Origin of the sequence: Streptomyces sp. N35, from assembly GCF_016464295.1 — a bacterium.
GTDB lineage: Bacteria > Actinomycetota > Actinomycetes > Streptomycetales > Streptomycetaceae > Streptomyces.
This window is the reverse complement of sequence record NZ_JAEIMH010000019.1, coordinates 62,791-66,280: the sequence shown is the minus strand read 5'-3', so window position 1 is coordinate 66,280 and position 3,490 is coordinate 62,791. Positions and strand designations below refer to the sequence as shown.

The 3,490-nt window shown below is 70.4% G+C and carries 5 protein-coding genes; 3 read left to right on the top strand and 2 right to left on the bottom strand.

Translation table 11 applies throughout. The features are described 5' to 3' along the window. Nucleotides 1-67 precede the first annotated feature (67 nt). From JAO81_RS13250 to mscL, 3 genes are all read left to right on the top strand, one after another. On the top strand, nucleotides 68-901 hold the full coding sequence (locus tag JAO81_RS13250) for an S-methyl-5'-thioadenosine phosphorylase (protein ID WP_199548022.1): 834 nt from the start codon (nucleotides 68-70) through the stop codon (nucleotides 899-901). Nucleotides 902-1,215: 314 nt separating this feature from the next. Continuing rightward, nucleotides 1,216-1,626: a hypothetical protein gene (locus tag JAO81_RS13245; RefSeq protein ID WP_307813338.1), complete on the top strand. Its 411-nt coding sequence runs from the start codon at nucleotides 1,216-1,218 to the stop codon at nucleotides 1,624-1,626. Between the two features lie 138 nt (nucleotides 1,627-1,764). Beyond that, nucleotides 1,765-2,232 carry a large conductance mechanosensitive channel protein MscL gene (mscL, locus tag JAO81_RS13240; protein WP_199548021.1) on the top strand — a complete coding sequence of 156 codons (468 nt, stop codon included), beginning with the start codon at nucleotides 1,765-1,767 and terminating at the stop codon, nucleotides 2,230-2,232. Nucleotides 2,233-2,236: 4 nt separating this feature from the next. Here mscL and JAO81_RS13235 read toward each other — a convergent pair whose 3' ends face one another. Further along, a complete protein-coding gene (locus tag JAO81_RS13235) occupies nucleotides 2,237-2,440 on the bottom strand; it encodes a hypothetical protein (protein WP_199548020.1) in 204 nt (67 codons plus the stop codon). A 70-nt stretch (nucleotides 2,441-2,510) separates the two neighbouring features. Beyond that, complete coding sequence (gene pflA, locus JAO81_RS13230; RefSeq protein WP_199548019.1) at nucleotides 2,511-3,359, bottom strand: pyruvate formate-lyase-activating protein; 849 nt, start codon at nucleotides 3,357-3,359, stop codon at nucleotides 2,511-2,513. Nucleotides 3,360-3,490: the final 131 nt, after the last annotated feature.

The following is a 3,490-nucleotide window of genomic DNA, read 5'->3' as shown; positions in this document are numbered from 1 at the left end:
CTCCCCGTCGGGCACCCCCCCCTCCCCCCGCCGCGGCGCGGTTCTCGCGTATGGCTACGCTGATCGCATGGCGAACGCAGAGATCGGCGTGATCGGTGGCTCCGGGTTCTACTCCTTCCTGGAGGACGTGACCGAGGTCATGGTGGAGACCCCCTACGGAGCGCCCAGCGACTCCCTCTTCCTCGGCGAGATCGCCGGACGGACCGTGGCCTTCCTGCCCCGGCACGGCCGCGACCACCGCCTTCCGCCGCACCGCATCAACTACCGCGCGAACCTGTGGGCACTGCGCTCCATGGGCGTACGGCAGGTGCTCGGCCCGTGCGCGGTCGGCGGGCTGCGGGCTGAGTACGGGCCGGGCACGCTGCTCGTTCCCGACCAGGTCGTGGACCGTACGAAGGCACGCGCGCAGACCTTCTTCGACGGGCACCCGCTGCCGGACGGCACGGTGCCCAACGTCGTCCACACCACCTTCGCCGACCCCTACTGCCCGGTGGGCCGCAGCGCCGCGCTCAAGGCGGCGCGCGGGCGGGACTGGGAGCCCGTCGACGGCGGCACGATGGTCGTGATCGAGGGGCCGCGGTTCTCGACCCGCGCCGAGTCGCAGTGGCATGCCGCGATGGGCTGGTCGGTGGTCGGTATGACCGGGCATCCCGAGGCGGTGCTCGCCCGTGAGCTGGGGCTCTGCTACACGTCGATGTCGCTGGTGACGGATCTGGACGCCGGTGCGGAGACGGGTGAAGGGGTCTCGCACACCGAGGTGTTGAGGGTGTTCGGGGAGAACGTCGGGCGGCTGCGCGAGGTGCTCTTCGATGTGGTGGGGGCCCTGCCTCGGACGTCCGAGCGGGACTGCCTGTGCACGCATGCGCATGACGGGTGGGATCTGGGGATCGAGCTGCCGTAGTTCTCGGTACTCGGCACTCGGTACTCGGCGTCAGGTGGTGAACGCCTCGTTCCGGTGAGGGAGTTGTCCACAGGCCGGGGGTTGTCCACAGGGCTCGGCGGGCTTGTGGCGATGCGGGGATCGTGAGGGGCGTTCGACGACGTCCCTCACGTCAGGCGGTGATCCCTGTGTCCACCACTCGTCCCCTTCCGCACTCCTCTCTGTCCGCGCCTGCCTCGTCCGCTGTCCCCGCGCCTGCCTCCCCTGCTGTCCCCGCGCCCGCATGCGATGTCCCGCACTTCTCTCCTCTTCATGTACGGGGTGGGAGTGCGCGGTTGAGGAGAGCTCTGCGGCGGCGCAGACGCACCCTCGCGGCCGGGCTCGCCGTGGCGGCGGCGACGCTCGCGCTCGGTGGGCGTGCCGCCCCTGAGCCGACGGAGGATTCGGGCGCGGCCCCGGCTCCTGCTGCCCGGCCGGTCGAACTGGTCTCCGCTCCGGTGCGTATCGCCGATGCCGCGGCCGTACGACTCCTCGAGCCCGGCGATCGCGTGGATGTGGTGGCCGCCGGGACGCAGGGCGAGCGGGCACGTGTCGTGGCCGCGGACGCGCGGGTGGCGCAGGTGCCCGAGGCCGGTGAAGAGGGCCTCGACGGCGGTGCGTTGGTGGTCCTGGAGGTTCCGCGCTCCGTATCCACCGTCCTGGTGGGAGCCGGTGCGGGCACGCCGCTCGCGGTGACGTTGCGATGACAACGACTCGGTGCGGGAGCGGGAGTTCGTCAACTCACCTGTTCGTGTGCATGGATTGGACGCCGCTTCGGCCTGCTGTGCCTAATGGCAGCTTCAGTTTCCACAGCTTCCATTGCACATGCGACGAAAGGCTCCACTGTGAGCGAGGAGAAGCCCAGCCTCTTCGAAGGGTTCAAGGCGTTCCTGATGCGGGGGAACGTCGTCGATCTGGCGGTCGCGGTCGTCATCGGCGCGGCGTTCACCAACATCGTGAACTCCGTGGTGAAGGGCGTGATCAATCCGCTGGTCGGCGCGTTCGGCACGAAGGATCTCGACAAGTACAGCTCGTGCTTGAAGGCCCCGTGCGACTTCAAGAACGGCGAGGTCGTGTCCGGCATCCCGATCATGTGGGGCACGGTCCTCAGCGCCATTTTGAGCTTCGTCATCACCGCGGCGGTCGTCTACTTCCTCATGGTGCTCCCGATGGCCAAGTACCTGGCCAAGGTCGAGCAGCGGCGCAGGGCGAAGGAAGGCGTCCAGGAGACGATGGAGATCACCGAGCTCGAAGTGCTCAAGGAGATCCGCGACGCCGTCGTGGCCCAGCGGGGTTCGGGCAACCGCGAGTAGCTGCTCAGAGGTGGTGGGGCGGCTTCTCGTCGAGGAAGCGTGCGAGGTCCGCGGCGCTGTCGCCGCTCGCCGCCGGCCGCTCGCCCCAGCCCCGGTCCGTGTCGTCGGACGACTGCTGGTCGAGCGGGTCGTCGAAGACCAGCTTGGGCCTGGGCTTCGGCTGCTCGGGCTGCGGCTCGTCCTCGGAGGGCTGCGGGGCGGTGCTCATGCGTCCAGGGTACGTCCGGGGCGCGAGGAACGGCTCGGGCCGGCCGGTCCCCGCGGACCCGCGGGAGAACTCAGACGGCCTTGAGGCCGTGGGCCTCGAAGATCCGCTTCGCCGCGTCGACCTGCTCAGGTCCCGGCGACGGCGTCTCGGCCAGGGTGAACGGCATGTCCAGGGCCTCCCACTTGGACTGGCCGAGCTTGTGGAAGGGCAGCACGTCCACGCGCGAGACATTGCCGAGGGAGCCGGCGAAAGCGGCGACGCCCTCGACGTTGGCCGGGGCATCGGTCAGGCCGGGCACGAGCACGAAGCGGACGTGCACCTCCTTGCCGAGGTCGGCGAGGCGGTGCGCGAAGTCGAGGGTGGGTTGCAGCTCGCGCGCGGTGACCTTCTTGTAGGTGTCGCGGTCCCAGGACTTGATGTCGAGCAGCACGAGGTCGATGTCGCGGAGCATCGCGTCGGTGGCGCGGACACCGAGGAAGCCCGAGGTGTCGAGGGCGGTGTGCAGCCCGAGTTCGTGCTTCATCCGGTGGAAGAGCTCGCCGGCGAAGACCGGCTGGAGGAGCGGTTCGCCGCCCGAGATGGTGGCGCCGCCGCCCGAAGCCTTGATGAACGTCGTGTACTTGCCCGCCTCGGCGATCACATCGTCGGCCGAGGTGCGCTTGCCGTTGCGCATCTTCATCGTGTCGGGGTTGTGGCAGTACAGACAGGCCAGCGGACAGCCGGCCAGGAAGGTCACAAAGCGCGTGCCGGGGCCGTCGACACCCGTCGACAGGTCCCACGAGTGCACCGAACCCTCGATGGGGCGCTGGGTGGCGGCCGCGGCCGGCGTGCTGGGCAGACCGGCCGGGCTGTGCAGACCGATGCGTTCGTCGGCGGTCGGCGCACCGACAGGGATGTCCTTGCCGAGCAGCACTGTCATGGCACAACTCCCGGAGGGCTCAAGCGGGTTGGTGATCGCGGCTCCCGGGGCCCGGGTGGGGGGGCGGGGCCCCGGCCCCGGGGCGGGGGGGGGGCGGCCCCCCCGGGGGGCGCAGGGGGGGGGGGGGGGGG

What these genes read in the sequence shown, in the direction of transcription:
- JAO81_RS13250 (WP_199548022.1), top strand. Translation starts at nt 68, where the DNA reads ATGGCGAACGCAGAGATCGGCGTGATCGGTGGCTCCGGGTTCTACTCC.
- JAO81_RS13235 (WP_199548020.1), bottom strand. Translation starts at nt 2,440, where the DNA reads ATGAGCACCGCCCCGCAGCCCTCCGAGGACGAGCCGCAGCCCGAGCAG.
- pflA (WP_199548019.1), bottom strand. Translation starts at nt 3,359, where the DNA reads ATGACAGTGCTGCTCGGCAAGGACATCCCTGTCGGTGCGCCGACCGCC.